Origin of the sequence: Flavihumibacter petaseus NBRC 106054 (genome assembly GCF_000974785.1) — a bacterium.
In the GTDB taxonomy this organism is placed as follows: domain Bacteria; phylum Bacteroidota; class Bacteroidia; order Chitinophagales; family Chitinophagaceae; genus Flavihumibacter; species Flavihumibacter petaseus.
The window spans coordinates 538,058-551,486 of sequence record NZ_BBWV01000002.1 but is presented as its reverse complement, the minus strand read 5'-3'; the positions used below and the strand labels follow the sequence as shown (position 1 = coordinate 551,486).

The 13,429-nt window shown below is 50.7% G+C and carries 8 protein-coding genes; 5 read left to right on the top strand and 3 right to left on the bottom strand.

The window, feature by feature from the left end:
- Positions 1-8: 8 nt before the first annotated feature.
- The 3 genes from FPE01S_RS12195 to FPE01S_RS12185 are packed head-to-tail and all read right to left on the bottom strand — an operon-like array spanning position 9 to position 8,090.
- Positions 9-2,156, bottom strand: a complete 2,148-nt coding sequence (locus FPE01S_RS12195; protein ID WP_046369258.1) for a hypothetical protein — start codon at positions 2,154-2,156, stop codon at positions 9-11.
- 10 nt (positions 2,157-2,166) lie between these two features.
- Positions 2,167-6,675: a M81 family metallopeptidase gene (locus tag FPE01S_RS12190; protein WP_046369257.1), complete on the bottom strand. Its 4,509-nt coding sequence runs from the start codon at positions 6,673-6,675 to the stop codon at positions 2,167-2,169.
- A gap of 8 nt (positions 6,676-6,683) precedes the next feature.
- Positions 6,684-8,090: a M24 family metallopeptidase gene (locus FPE01S_RS12185; protein WP_052955734.1), complete on the bottom strand. Its 1,407-nt coding sequence runs from the start codon at positions 8,088-8,090 to the stop codon at positions 6,684-6,686.
- Between the two features lie 160 nt (positions 8,091-8,250).
- Between FPE01S_RS12185 and FPE01S_RS12180 the strand changes: the two genes are divergently transcribed.
- The 5 genes from FPE01S_RS12180 to FPE01S_RS12160 are packed head-to-tail and all read left to right on the top strand — an operon-like array spanning position 8,251 to position 13,426.
- Entirely contained in the window at positions 8,251-9,273 is a 1,023-nt protein-coding gene (locus FPE01S_RS12180) for a GntR family transcriptional regulator (RefSeq protein ID WP_046369852.1), read from the top strand.
- A gap of 9 nt (positions 9,274-9,282) precedes the next feature.
- Positions 9,283-9,840, top strand: coding sequence for a glucose-6-phosphate isomerase family protein (locus tag FPE01S_RS12175; RefSeq protein ID WP_046369256.1), 558 nt, complete (start codon positions 9,283-9,285; stop codon positions 9,838-9,840).
- Positions 9,841-9,858: 18 nt separating this feature from the next.
- The gene (locus FPE01S_RS12170; RefSeq protein ID WP_046369255.1) at positions 9,859-11,622 is read left to right on the top strand and encodes a class I mannose-6-phosphate isomerase; all 1,764 of its coding nucleotides are present in this window, start codon (positions 9,859-9,861) and stop codon (positions 11,620-11,622) included.
- A gap of 10 nt (positions 11,623-11,632) precedes the next feature.
- On the top strand, positions 11,633-12,013 hold the full coding sequence (locus tag FPE01S_RS12165; protein WP_046369254.1) for a phosphomannose isomerase type II C-terminal cupin domain: 381 nt from the start codon (positions 11,633-11,635) through the stop codon (positions 12,011-12,013).
- Positions 12,014-12,043: 30 nt separating this feature from the next.
- A complete protein-coding gene (locus FPE01S_RS12160) occupies positions 12,044-13,426 on the top strand; it encodes a sugar porter family MFS transporter (protein ID WP_046369253.1) in 1,383 nt (460 codons plus the stop codon).
- Positions 13,427-13,429: the final 3 nt, after the last annotated feature.

The following is a 13,429-nucleotide window of genomic DNA, read 5'->3' as shown; positions in this document are numbered from 1 at the left end:
TGAAAGATTTAAGGTTTCAAGTTAATCGTAATATTGTTTTGCCTCGCAGGTTGCAGTTCAACTGGTGTATTGCCTCCCAGGTGAACAAAAATCTTTTCACAGGTTCCGCCTTTCAGGGGTTCAATATTGAGTGTCGCTGTTTTTCCGGTTTTGTTTACGGTAAGATTGAAGGTAAGTTCACCAAAGACGGTGTTTACTTTTTTCAGGCTGGTGATCATGCCCGGCTGCAGCCATTCCTCCGGCATCCCTTCAAAAAGGTGGAGTTCTTTTGCGCGATCAAGGGCAAGCATATGCACAACCAGGCGGATGAACTCGGCGCTGCCCCAGTTGTGGGGCATGTCGCCAACATACCTGGCCTGAAGGTCACGCGGGTTTTGTTCTTCCCGCCAGGCATACAAAGGCGAAGCATGGTTGGCAAAGGCATAAAGTGAAGAGATCGCTTTTTCCTTATCGCCCAGCCAAAGATTGGCATGCCCGTAAAAACTGGCAAAATAGTTCCAGATCCCCTCGGCCAGCCACCCGGTTCCCATCACCATCCCTTCCTGTAAAGTGGCGTCCAGCATTTTCATGGTGCCGGTCATCAACGGATCACCTGCAGCAAATAACTGTCCGGGAAATACGGCCTGGCAAAAAGTCCACTGTGCACGCTGCGGCAGAGACCGCATGGCTGGATCCATCACAATGGGAATATATTTGTTACCGAATGCATCGGTCGCCAGGTCGCGTTGTGCTGATTGGCGGAAGCGGGCAAAAAAGTCATCGTATTCCTTTTGCCAGTTTACCGCGTCAGTATTTTCTCCCAGCCATTTGGCAGCCTGTATCATTGCCCTGAGACCGATCAGGTTCCAGTAGGTATTGCTGTACTCAGCTTTGTCTGACGTGCCCCATAAGCCACCATCAATCTCCCCGGGAGGGATCAGGCCATCATCCAGGGGAATGTTGTTAGTGGCGGATTGGATGCGAAGTGCTTTGATATGATCAACTGTTTTCCGGAGCCTGGTCCAGGTAGCTTTCAGCCATACCTCATCCTGGGTCAGCAGGGCATGCTGCACACATGCCCATAATACGATCCCGTTTTCTTTCCAGTAGTTATCACTCATCTTCCTGAATCCGCCATCAGGTTGCTGGAAAGACAACATGTATTCGATTCCCTGCCGCGCATCCTGGCCGCGGCCAAGTATGGTGGCGGTCTCCAGCAGGAACGCACCATCAACGATCCAGAGTCCGCGATAGCAGGTTGGTCCCACCTGGAAAGCGATGCTGTCATGTTTTCGTTCCCTTGCCTGCCAGATGCCGCGTACTGATGCATCCACCAGGTTCTGGATCTCCCTGTCAGGAATGCTGATGGTATTGTAAGGTATCCCTGACTGACTGGTCCAGTACGCGATGACTTCTTTTTTCAGGTTGCCAGCCTCTCCCACCAGTGCCGCCGGGTCAGCCTGCATCCTGGCTGCGATACGGGAGGGCTTGCCGTTATCGTAAACCACCAGGAAAGATTTTTCAACGCCTGGCTGTAAGGTGATCTGCTCAAGATCGATGATCGTTTTGCGGTTGTTTTCTACCAGTGACTGCCTTATGCGGGTAACCTGGCTGCCCAGTAATAGTCTGCGGTGGTGGCCGAGCGTGTCAGTAAACACCACCACATTCCCATTGACCTGAACCTGATGATCCGAATTCAACACTACGGTGGGATGCAATTGTTTTATCTCCTGCGTGCTGTTGCGCATCGTAGTGACCACGATGTCTTCGCGGTTCCCGTTTTTGGTAGAAGTACCATATTGCATGTAATCCGTTGCCAGTGCAAAGGCTTCCTGGCGGATCTGCGTTCCCGCATAGCGCGAATCGGTGACTACAATGGGCACCCTTGCGTTATGCAGTTGCTGTTTTTCGATGATCATATTTTCGTCGGCCAGCACATGTACTACAGAATGAAATCCGCGCTCGTTGGCATAGGGAAAAAAGTTTTTCCCACCGAAATCATACAGTAACTGTCCCAGGGGGCCCACCAGAGTTTTGCAGGTATCGTCAGGAAAGGAGATACAGGAGGCATACCATTGCGGCGCATAGCGATAGTCAACCGAATGCAACTGTGCGCCTCCTGCAAGCGGCGCCAGAAAGAAAATCATTGCCAGGATGTTCCTGCCTATTTTTCGCATGTTGTTATGATTATCGGCCAGAGATTTTTTTCAGTACTTCAGGGCCCAGCGGGCTATCTGCGATGGCTGGTGCGATGAGGATGAATCCGCCGCCCGATGCGTTATGCGCAATGCGGGCAATACAGGGATATCTTTCCGTCTTCTCCGGATACAATAAAGACTCCTGTGTTCCGGTGTAGGCCAGCACTTCAAAATTCCAGGGTTTAAAGACGGCAAAGTCGGTATAGATATCGTTCACAATAAGGGGTGTGTCGGGAAGTTCCGCGAGCACTGTACCCGGCATAAACTGAACGCCTTTGCCTTTAACGCTGAACCCGAACAGGCCATGTTTGGTGCTCCAGGAATTGAAGAACTGTTCGTTGCCCCAATAGTTTACGCCTTTGCGTTTCGGGTTAGCGAGGCCGATTCCCGGCAGCGCTTCATCGAGCGGTTGCCATTGGCGTTTATCCGTCATAATACCCAGTGATGGATGGTTGCTTTCCGGTATGCCGAGGTTCAGTCCATCGCCCTGCATCTTTACTTCTACTTTATTGGTAGCACCAAACTGAATGGCGCGATAAGCCGGACTTCCCGCTTTGATCATATAGTAGCGGCTCAGCATTTTGTACCGGTGTGTATCGGGATAAGGTGTTCGGGTCGGGTACTCCTGGCGGATGAAAGCTTCCATATCACGGTAAGTGGCAACCAGCTGACCGTTGATGAAGACACTATCGCGTCCGGCAAGGGGACCGAGTTCAAGGTAAATATCGCTGCCACTGAATGCTGCATCCGGCGATACGGTGCAGGTGTATACACCATCGCGCCTGGCGCCGTCGGGGTTTTGTTCCGCTGGCTGAAATGTCCATCCCTGCAGGGGAATGGTTTTCCTTAAGGACAGAAAATCATACCAGTCGATGATGCCATGCTGTTCGCCAAGAATGCCTGCGCCATCTTCCTCTGTTTTCGGATGGGTTCGGGCGCCGTAGCAGATGATGGTACCACCCTGTTGCACATAACGATCGAGCAGGTCTTTCACTGGTTTTCCGGAAAGTGTATGCAAGGGAAGCATATTACCGGTAATCACCAGTTTCGGATGCCCCTGCGCGTTGAGTGATTCCAGTTGCGACAGGTTGATGGTTTCCATGTCAAGTGCCGGCTGTTGCGGGTGGAATGAAGCGTCATAGAACAGCACGCTTCTCCCCTTTTTCAAGGGCGCTGGCTGCTGGCGGCTGACACTGGTGTAGGGGGTAGTCGTTTTTGGTTGCGGAGCGCGCCATTCCTGCCTTATTGCCCCGTTCACCACGGAATTGTCACCTGGTCTTACCCATATGTTCTTAATGCGGGGATCCGCTACGGTGATGTGGAGTTTGCCTTCCCTGCAATCGAGGCTGATGAATCCCCCCGGAGTTGGTATGCGGCAGGAATAGGTTGTCCATGAGGACGGAACTGCAGGCATCACTTTCACTTCAAGCCAGCCGGGCCTTGCCGGTTCAACCCCAAAAAGATCTTTGATCACTGTTTCAAGGAGGTTGCCGGCTGCTGTAACAAAAAGGTTCCCCCCGGTTGAGACACCAGTCGTGTCCAGCGTTTCCTCAATGAGCCCGGGGTATTTCTCATCTTCAATCGTCGCTGCTGCCAGTTGCAACAGGTGCAATCCGCCGCCCGGATCACCGTTCTGAAACCTTGCTTCGGCTTCCCAAAGGTTCCACCAAGGCCACACCTTTACGTTCTGATCATTATCCATGTCCACATGATTCATGCGGGGTGTGATGGTTATGGAGCCTGCCCGGCACCAGTTGTTCTGCCGGAGGTAATCAAGGGTTCGCCTGGTTCTGGCCGCATCTGTGGCGCCGATCTTCAGCAACATGGACTGCGATGCCTGGGAGCTGCGCCGGCAAACACCATCCCATAAAGTCATGTTGCTGAAATAACCTTTGTCGTCATTCCAGAAGATGGTGTTCAGGGCATTGACCGTCCGTTGATAGCGGTGATCCAGCTCTTCTGCCAGTTTTTTGTTGCCAAGGGCTTCCTCTATCCGTGATGCGTATAACAACAGTGATGCATACATGGAATTGGAAGCCAGCGTCCGTACACCGTTGGTGCTTAACATCATGATCATATGATCCATGAAATCCGTTACATCGGTGATCAGTCCATCGTCATCATAGTCCCTGCTCATCCAGAAGGTGACCCATGGCCTGATGATGGCCGCATCTTTCCTGAGGCTGTCAAGGTTTCCGGACCAGGTATAATAATTCCAGACAGAGCGTACTGTCCAGCCCACTTCGGATGCTGTTCCTCCCTGTGACGGATCATTGGAGTTTTTACAATCTGAAGGCGACATCCCAGCGTAGCGGTTGAGGTCGTACACCAGCGATTGCCGGGCCATCACCCCACGTCCGGAGATAAGGGCGCCTGGCAGCAGGCCGGAACCCAGGTCGCGGGCCCAGATGTCGAGCCAGCGGAATAACTCACAATACATCAGGTCGCCATTGTAGCTGAGATCGAGCAGCTCCTGTGAAAAAGCTACCGCCTTATTCAGGGTTGGCAGTGGCGTCTGCACCACCAGCTTACTCCTGTACACCTGTTCCAGCTGGCTTTGAAACGCAGCAGGATCTGAGGCCATGAAAGTGGCAGCCTTTTGTGAGAAACTGGTAAAATAGCGGTCTCCGTTACGGCGTCTTTTTTCTTCAAGCTTAGTACCGGCTTCCATTTCAAGGATGGGGCTAATGGAGATGGGAGCATCGACGGCAACGGTAAATCCCGGCCCGGCAGGTACACCATAAGTTACCGTCACACTATCCCTGCCCAACCGGATCGAATAGCGGGCTCCACCGGGAAACACAACAGTGTTCCAAAGCGTACTGGCCGGCAGTACTTCTTCCCCCTGGCGGTAAAAGCGAAGCCGGCCATTCATTTTCATGCCCCGCGCTGCAACAAAATGCTCCGGTGCTGTTTTGACGATAAACTTACCATCACCCACAAGCGCCGTAGCTGCTTTTCCTTCATAGGAAAGTCCATAATCTTCTTTGGTCTCATTCGCCGGATCCCATTCCATTGTTTCGTCCAGCGGATAGGCAGGCCTGGTGACCTGTTTGTAAGGCAGGTGGGCGATATCGAGGTTACAGAAACCCTGTGTCAGCGCCATGAGTTGCAGGGGTGCGATCTCATTGAGTTCAGGAAAAAGATAACCCAGTTTGACAATAACGATTTTAAAGGACAGCGGATCAAGCGACAGGTCTGCAAAATCACGGCGTTCCTTCAGCGAACGGCGGTCGCGGAGTATTACTGTACGGATGCCGTTAACGTCCAATACCACGGCTCCACGCTTGTCGGCTATCGCCGCATCATTGGATTTGGACAATAGTTTTCCGGTAATGCGGACAGGGTGTGAAAAGCGGTTATCTATTTTAGCGCCGAGCGTTAACGCGATTGTATCATTAAGCTGTCGCGCCATGCAGGCATCAAAAGCCTGCGGGTCGACGATTCCCCCGAGCAATATATTTTTCTGGTTCTGAGCAAGCAGTCGTTCCAGCACATAGGTATTATCACCCGGCGCCCCGGCGGTGGTATTGTCACCTGCATCGGAAATGAATACTGTTTTGGCGTCGCTTTTATTGGCAAGTGTCAGCATTTCATCGAAGGTTCCTGATGGAACACTGAGCTGCATGGCTGTTCTTGCTTTCCAGATCTGGCCGGCCAAAGCTTGTGCTTCTTTTCTGGCCAGCGCGCGGTAACTGCTGTCGCGGGCAAGCACAAATACGCGCATGGCGGAGCGGGGAAGATCAGCCCAGCAATATCCTGCAAAAACAGATGCATCCAGCAGACCGGACTTTGCGGACACGACGGGAAGCTGATCGTAGATGGGTTTCAGCGGAAGCTTATCTGTGATGGATTTTTCACCGGGAACAAGAATCGGGATGGTGACACATTCCATTACCGGGCGAAGATTTTCATCTATGGCTTTGATGAGCAGCCTGACTGCCCTGGATTTGGTTTCTTCCACATCACGATGGGGTGCCGTGCGGTAGGCTGTTAGCAGGTTGAGTCCGGATACAAATGCCGGGGACAGGTTGCCGTGGAGATCGAAGCTGGCACTGATCAACACAGCATTGCCAACGATGCCGCGAATTTCTTTGATGAGCGTAGCCTGCGCATCTTCGTAGCCTTCCACATGCAGGGCACCATGCATTTCCATGAAGATCCCGTCGAGGTGTCCTGATTTCCGGATACTGTCCAGTATCTCCGCTTTAAACAGATCGAATGCTTTTTTCTCCACAACGCCGCCGGGCCAGGCATAGGCATGCAACGTAGGGATCAGCTGTACCCCTGCGGAGGCTGCGATAGCTGCCCACTCCACATCCTTAAGCACGGCTTTCCCTCTTTTGACCTGGAAATCTGAGAGTCGGGTGGGTGCTGTTGAGAATGTATTTGATTCGTTCCGGATGCCCAGCGTGAGAATGCGTTTGCTGACCGGAGCTGTTTTTGCCAGGAGTGTGACTGGCAAAAAACTAATAGCGATCATCAGGAACCTAATCATAAAGACAATTATTTCAGGCTGAAAACAGTTTGATAGTCGAGGAAAAATGGTGGAACGAGGCCGGCTGTGTTCGACAGCGGCAGTATTTCAGCAGGCATGTCTATGCCCAGCGTATCACGCATAAAGTTCCGCCGGGCCATACAACGGGCGTAGGTTTCAGGATACTGGTCTGCCAAAGCCTGTTGCAGCGCTGCGTCTGCCACAACATAACCATCTTCCATCCGGGAAGAAAAGAATTGTTTGGAACGCGGAATGATATCGAGCTGAAAATACATGCCGGACTTTATGGTGTCATTGGAATCCTTATAAATGGGCGAGGTGGTCCATTCTTCAAAATGGATCAGGTGACCGGGATTCAGAAAAACATTGAACTTGTCAAAGGGAAGCAGTTCCTGGATCAGCTCGTAGATATCCCCGCCCCGGGCGCCTGGCCGGAGCTGTTGCAGCCATTGCACACAGGCGAGGAAATAAAGAGATGCGAATTCAGCAACATATCCTCTTGCGGATTCCGGCAGATCAGCTTCGGAGGAAGCCACCCAGCCGGCCCTGCAGATGTTGCTTCCCCAATAGGAAATATTGGTGGAACACGGGTCACCCAGGCGGATCTCCCCCCCTGCCGGGCTGGACAACCCGATATGCAGGTTGGCTGAGCTTTTCAAACCTGTATGGCAACCCAGCGGGTACCCGGTATACTGGTAATGTTTTGCCATTTCGAAATCGGTCACTCCGGTAGTGAAGTTTCGCAGGAAACTGGTCATGCCATCGGAGGCCATACAATTTGAGAATTCGAACTGTGCAATTTCAAACGGTGTACAGGTGGCTTTCAGGCCATCCACCGGGGACATGAGCAAGTCGGTGGCATTCACGACGTTTTCGCGACCACACAGGTCTCGCAATTCGTCAGTTATAAAAGCAGGCAGATCAATGGCGAGCGTGGGTTGACGAAACTCGGACTGCTGAAAATATTTCCAGCCGACACAGCCGACAGTTGCTCCCGTCCCAATCCCTTCTTCCCTGAAAATATCTGACAGCTGCCTGCTTTCATCGCGTGGCTGGCTAAGCAGTGAAAATGGCTGGTAGCGCTCATAGCGCAGATGACCGGCCAGGAATAAGGGTGAAACGGTAAGGTGGGAGACACATTCATTGCCCACCAGTAATAACGGGTTGTTCGTGCCGTCAATGAGCAGCAAGGCTTCTTCAAAACGCGGATCAAAATGTACGAGATACAACAGGTTCGCGAAATGTTCGCGGTCACCATAAACCACCAGGTGTGTGATTCCCCTTGTTGCCATTTCGCGCCTGCAGCGGGCGATCCGGTCACTGATTTCGCCAGAACCGGGCATAATTACAGGCATAGCTTTCCCATAATCGGGCCATGCTACTTTTTTCAGACTTACGGAAGATTGGTTGTTCATGAAGCAATCAGTTTTGCAGTTCGTTCCCGGCGATGAATATCTTTATCCCGGGGTTTTATGCATTCCAAATATAGGAATAAAAAAATACCAGTATATACCAGTTCATATTTTCAGAGAAATTATTATTTTTACCCGTCAACACCCAAAAAGCGCTGCCATTATGAGTAAGCAAAAGAATATCGCTGACATTATCCTTATTGACACAACGCTTACCACGCCTGTATACAAGCAGATCGTTCAATCCATTCACCGGAACATAGATAACGGAAGTCTCGGAAAAGACGACATGCTTCCATCGGTAAACCAGATAGCGGCTCATTTTTCACTGGCCCGGGGTTCAGTGTTTACGGCATACAATGAATTGCGGTCTTCCGGCATCATTGATTCCATTCCGGGGAAGGGTTATTTCGTGACCAGCACAGAAACCAACCTGGCCAAAAAAATATTCCTCCTTTTCAGCACGTTCACTCCCTATAAGGAAACATTGTACAATGCCCTGTTAAACCATCTTCCCAAAAACGCATCGCTCGATATCTATTTTCATCACCACAGTATGAAAATGTTCGAGAACCTGATCAGGGAGCAGGCGCCGTACTACAATACCTATATCATCATGCCCGAAACCCATCCGGATGCCCGGGCAATTCTTGAAAAACTGGATCCCAAGCGGACCTTCCTGTTTGACGTAGGTTACAATGACTATCACAAAAATTTTCCCGGAGTCTACCAGCATTTTGAGAAAGACATTTATGATATCCTTGTCGCTTCAAAAGAAATGATGGCAAAATACAAGCGGCTCTTTCTTGTATTTCCGGCTTCGGCAAAAACCACGGACATCATTTCGGGCTTCAACAAATTTGCCCGCAAAAAAATCATCAAATCAGCAGTGATCAACGGCATAAATGCTGCCGATGTGAAGCCGGGCGATGCGTTCATTGTGATAGATGACAACCATCTTGTTGATATCGTAAAGCTCGCGAAATCCCAAAAATGGCAATTGGGTAAAGATATCGGTCTGATCTCCTACAATGAGACCAACCTGAAATCGATCATCGGCAACGGCATTACCACGATAACCACTGATTTTGTCGCCATGGGCCGCTCAATGGCTGAAATGGTGATGACCGGAAAAGGAGAAGTAATAGAAAACAACTTCAATATAATCGACAGGAATTCTTTTTAAAGTATATATATGTCCAGCATTAATGATCCCGCCGTGCTATTCCAGGGCACAACCCTTGAAGGTCCGGAAATTGACCGTGTCACCCGTACGCTTGGGGACCTGACCGATGTTTTTTCTGATAAGGATGCCCTGGCAGCCATGGCTGCCGATCAGAAGGTATATGATGTTGCCTGTTATTTTCCGGTAGCGGATGGTACAACGGCAGGGTTATTCTTTGGCATTACTTACATCTACCCCGGCAAGGTGGGCACTGAATATTTTATGACCCGCGGACATTTTCACCAGTTGCGGGACCGCGGTGAGTTTTACCATTGCCTGGAAGGCGAAGGCATGTTGATCCTAATGGATGAAGATCGCCAGACACGTGCAGAAAAAATGTACCCGGGGAGTCTTCACTATATTCCCGGACATACGGCACACCGCACAGCCAATACCGGGAACAGCATGCTTGTATTCAGTGCCTTCTGGCCCTCAGATGCCGGCCACGACTACCAAAGCATCAGTGAAAAAGGATTCTCCGGCATCCTGGTTGAACAAAACGGTGAACCCGTACTTGCTTCCAAATAATCATCCCTTTACAACGAAATGGCATATCTACCGAATTATGACAAATACCCCTTTGTTGATTTCCGGCAAAGTGGTGAGATCTCCTGGAAAGGATGGCCTGCTATCTGTGAACAGATCACCCGGCAGGTTGAATCCACCGGAAAGAGTACCTGTATTGTAGCACTTGAATGTTACCCGGGTTTACTGGAAGAAGAAGTTATCCCGGCCCTGGAAAAAGGTTTGTCCGGCCGGATCTTTCACACTTCGGCCTGCATGCAGTCGCCGGAAGCAATTTCAGCGATGGTATATCCTGATGTAACCGACGATGAGATCTTCGGCTATATCACCCGGTTGGAAATGAAAAACTTTTTCGATCCCGTAAAAACCGGCGCCCTACAGCAAACATTAGCAGCCGCCAAAGGAGAGACCATTTTCGTGTATGGTCCGGGTGCCAGTCTCGTTGCCCCGGCCTATGATCTCCTAGTATATTTCGATATGCCGCGCTGGGAAGGCCAGCTGCGTTTCCGGCGCAATGAGGTGAACAACCTTGGCGTGCAGAATAAAAACACAAAAGCATCCCTGCAATACAAACAGGCGTTTTTTGTAGACTGGCGCGTGGCAGACAAATTAAAAAAGACTTTGATCCCTAAATGGGACCTGGTGATTGACAGTACGGTGCCCGGAGAACCCAAAATGGTGACGGGAACTGCCTTGCGGGAGGCTCTTGCTAAAACGGCGGAGCGTCCGTTCAGGGTAACACCATTTTTTGACCCGGGGCCCTGGGGCGGACAATGGATGAAAGAATATTGTGATCTTGATCGCAGTGCAGTGAATTATGCCTGGTGTTTTGATTGCGTGCCGGAGGAAAACAGCCTGATGATCCGGTTCAATGACCTGCTGTTTGAAACACCAGCCATCAACCTGGTATTCGCGCAGAGCAGGAAACTTCTTGGAAATCCGGTACAAGCCCGTTTCGGCGATGAGTTCCCCATCCGGTTCGACTTCCTCGATACCATGCAGGGCGGAAACCTCAGCCTGCAGGTGCATCCCTATACAGAATATATACGCGAACATTTTGGCATGGACTATACCCAGGATGAAAGCTATTACATGCTGGATGCGTCTGATGATGCCGTTGTCTACCTGGGATTAAACGACGGCGTTGATACCGATAAAATGTTCCATGATCTGGCCGTTGCACAGGAAGGAAAGACAACCTTTGACACGGACCAGTATGTGGCCAGGTGGCCGGTCAAAAAGCATGATCATGTGCTGATCCCCGCTGGCACCATACACTGTTCAGGCACCAATTCGATGGTACTGGAAATCAGTGCGACCCCCTATATTTTCACTTTCAAACTATGGGACTGGGGAAGAATGGGGCTGGACGGGAAACCACGTCCAATCAATATCAAACATGGTGCAAAGGTGCTTGACCGCAATCGCACACCGGAAAGCACCCGCCGGGAACTGATCAATGCAGTAACCGTTATCGGCGAAGGAGATGGCTGGAAAGAAGAGAGAACCGGACTGCACGAACGCGAATTCATTGAAACGCGCCGGCATTGGTTCAGCAAGCCGGTTGACCACCACACCAATGGTTCTGTCAACGTGCTCAACCTGGTGGAAGGCAGGGAAGCAATCGTAGAAAGTGCCACCGGGGCCTTTGAGCCATTCGTAGTGCACTATGCAGAAACATTTATCCTGCCGGCAGCAGTTGGCCAATATACCATCCGGCCTTATGGTGAAAGCGAGGGTAAGACCATTGCCACTATTAAAGCTTTTGTAAGACATCAACCATAATTATAGCAAGATGATCAATTATGTTACCAAACCCATTCCTGAAAAAAAGCCTGACGTTTCTTTTGTGACCCGGCCCTGGGGAAGTTTCAAACAATATGCTTTTAATGAAGACTGTACGGTGAGCATGATGACCTGTCTTCCTGGTCAGCGGTTGAGTCTCCAGTCGCATACCGGCCGGGCAGAATTGTGGATCGTGATCGATGATGGCGCGGTGGTGCAGGTGGGTGAAGAAATCAGGGAATGCAGCGCCGGTGATGAGATCTGGATTCCTGCCAATGAGAAACACCGTTTGAGCTGCCATGGAAATTCGGCCGTCCGGGTGCTCGAAGTTGCTTTTGGCAACTGGCAGCAGGAAGACATTGCCCGCTACGATGATGATTATATCCGGTAACTTCAAACAGATTGCTATTAACGATTGCCCATGAATACAAAACAATACGCTGCCAGAACCCGACGGATCTGCATGACCGCTGCCCTCGGCGGACTACTGTTCGGCTTCGATACCGCAGTGATCTCCGGTGCCCTCCAGATGATCAAAGGCCAGTTCTCCCTGAATACTGTTATGGAAGGATGGCTGGTGAGCAGCGGCCTGCTCGGCTGCATCATTGGCGTACTGATCACAGGAATTTTAAGTGACCGTATCGGCAGAAAAAAAACGATACTGCTTGCAGCCTTTATGTTCCTGGTATCGGCAATCGGATGTAGTTTTCCTTCCAGCGTTTCGCAACTGATCTTTTTTCGCCTGATCGGCGGCGTTGGGGTGGGCATGGCATCTGTCATCTCACCCATGCTCATCGCAGAATTTGCCATGCCGGAAAGCCGCGGCCGCATGATTGCCTATTACCAGCTGGCAATCACAGCAGGTATTCTAGCAGCTTATTTCTCCAACGTGATTATCAGTGGCCTCCCGCAGGGTGCAACCGACAGCAACACGATCGCTGCACTGCTGGTCCAGGAAAAATGGCGGACAATGTTCCTGGTGATGGCCATACCCAGTATCCTATTCCTGCTCCTGCTTTTCAGGGTGCCGGAAAGTCCCCGGTGGCTGATCACAAGAGGGAAACGGGAACAGGCATCAGTAATTCTGCATGACCTCAGGCCTGCAGAACAGGCTGCCAAAGAACTGGATGCCATTACAACCGCAGCATCCCGGCAAAGTACACAGCAACGTTCCTGGAAGGATCCTGCCATCCGGCTTCCGCTGATCATTGGAATCGTACTGGCGGTATTCCAGCAATTTTCCGGTATCAATGCCATTATTTATTATGGTCCGAAAATATTTGCGTCAGCGAATGCCGGGAATGAGAATGCCATGGTTTTCCAGTCCATTCTCGGGGCAGTGAATGTTCTGTTCACGATTGTTGCCATTAAAACTGCGGACCGTTACGGTCGAAAGGCACTCTTAAAATGGGGACTTACCGGGATTGTTTTTTCTCTCTTCACCTGCGGATTCCTGTTTTATACCGGTTACACCCCGCCCGTACTGGTACTCACCCTGATCCTCATCTTCATTGCCTGTTTTGCTTTTTCACTTGGCCCCGTCACCTGGATCATCATCAATGAAATGTTCCCGACCGACGTACGCGTAAAGGCAGTTTCTATCTGCACCATGTTTCTCTGGATCGCCAACTGGATCGTAGGTCAATTCTTCCCGTGGCTGCTGGAATCGGTGGGTGCCGGAATTACCTTCTGGATCTTTGCAGTGTGCAGTCTCATCAACTATTTTTTCAGTATCAATATCGTAAAGGAAACCTCGGGCAAATCACTTGAAGAAATGGAGAATGTTTTTGTAGCCCCCCATTAATAC

Excerpts from the sequence above, each read along its gene's own strand:
- FPE01S_RS12195 (WP_046369258.1), bottom strand. The coding sequence starts at position 2,156 with ATGCGAAAAATAGGCAGGAACATCCTGGCAATGATTTTCTTTCTGGCG.
- FPE01S_RS12190 (WP_046369257.1), bottom strand. The coding sequence starts at position 6,675 with ATGATTAGGTTCCTGATGATCGCTATTAGTTTTTTGCCAGTCACACTC.
- FPE01S_RS12185 (WP_052955734.1), bottom strand. The coding sequence starts at position 8,090 with ATGAACAACCAATCTTCCGTAAGTCTGAAAAAAGTAGCATGGCCCGAT.
- FPE01S_RS12180 (WP_046369852.1), top strand. The coding sequence starts at position 8,251 with ATGAGTAAGCAAAAGAATATCGCTGACATTATCCTTATTGACACAACG.
- FPE01S_RS12175 (WP_046369256.1), top strand. The coding sequence starts at position 9,283 with ATGTCCAGCATTAATGATCCCGCCGTGCTATTCCAGGGCACAACCCTT.
- FPE01S_RS12170 (WP_046369255.1), top strand. The coding sequence starts at position 9,859 with ATGGCATATCTACCGAATTATGACAAATACCCCTTTGTTGATTTCCGG.
- FPE01S_RS12165 (WP_046369254.1), top strand. The coding sequence starts at position 11,633 with ATGATCAATTATGTTACCAAACCCATTCCTGAAAAAAAGCCTGACGTT.
- FPE01S_RS12160 (WP_046369253.1), top strand. The coding sequence starts at position 12,044 with ATGAATACAAAACAATACGCTGCCAGAACCCGACGGATCTGCATGACC.